Here is a 1,135-nt window from a genome sequence, read left to right as displayed (position 1 = left end):
GTACCCCAGTTGACACCGTCGGCGCTGACATAGACCCGAAAGCGGCTGATCGTGCCGTTGCCGCCATCCTGTCGGGGCAGGTAGCGCATACCGCTGATTTTTTGGCCGCTGCCCAGATCCACCACCACGCTGTGCGGCAGCGGTGCACTGGTGCCCCAGGCGCTGTGCCACATGGTTTTCGGATCGCCGTCGATGGCCAGCGCCACTTGTTGTCCGTCGGTATGCTGGCTGTCGGCCCAAATGCTCCAGCCACTGCGGTTCAGGGCCACGCCCGCCTCGTCCAGCAGGTTGAACTCGGCCATCGACGACCAGGGGCCGTTGTTCACCTCGCCCAGGGCCTCCAGCTTGACAAACTGCACCAGCCCCGGCTCACGCACGGTCCAGACAAACTCGGTCGCGATGCGGTGGATGCCGTTACCCACCTCCACCGACACGGCATAGCGGCCCAGCACGCTGGGCGTGCCCTGGATGGTGCCGGTGGCGGTGTCCAGCACCAGCCCGGGGGGCAGGCCGGTGGCACGGTAGACCAGCGCCGCACCCGTGGGGTTGCGGGCCTGCACGGCCAGGCTGACCGTGCTGCCCAGGCTGGAGGATTGGTCGTCTACCGGGGTGATCAACGGGGCCGAGGTTTGGCTTAGCAAAAAGGTCTTGGCCACCGAAGGCACGCCTGCGCTGTCCATCGCGAACAGCATGTAATAGCCCGGCAGGGCCCAGCCAGGGTTGGTGGGGATGTTCAGCGCGTAGCTGTTGGCCCCCGTCGGCGTGAAGCTCAGGGGAATGCGCCGCTGGTCGTTGTTGACCGTGTGGGTGGTGGAAGACATGCGCACCAGCGCAAACGCGGTCACCGGGGCATCGGTGCTGACGTTCGCCACGGTGCCGTAGTTGGCAAAGGCGGGGGCTGTCGTGATCACCGGGCGCGTGGCCGGGCTGCCATCGGCGTTGAACAGATAGTGCGGGCTGAGAATTTCCATGGTCGGGTGGTTGGCTGCGCAACCAGCCCCGCACAGGCCCCCACCGGCCGACATCACCCGGCCATCGGGCAGCAGCAGGGCCACGCTGTGGTAGTTGCGCGGCACGGTCATGGGCGGCAGCGCGGTGAAGGTTTCGGTGACCGGATCGAACAGTTCAGGCACCA

At 66.7% G+C, this 1,135-nt stretch carries 1 protein-coding gene; it reads right to left on the bottom strand.

Going from position 1 to position 1,135, the window contains the following annotated elements; genetic code table 11:
* Nucleotides 1-1,135, bottom strand: a 1,135-nt coding sequence (locus AC097L_RS25615; protein ID WP_479589515.1) for a galactose oxidase-like domain-containing protein, incomplete at both ends; no start/stop codon positions are given.

Source organism: Rhodoferax sp. RT5P35, assembly GCF_056521385.1.
The sequence above is the reverse complement of the archived record's forward strand: the minus strand, read 5'-3'. Positions and strand labels throughout refer to the sequence as shown.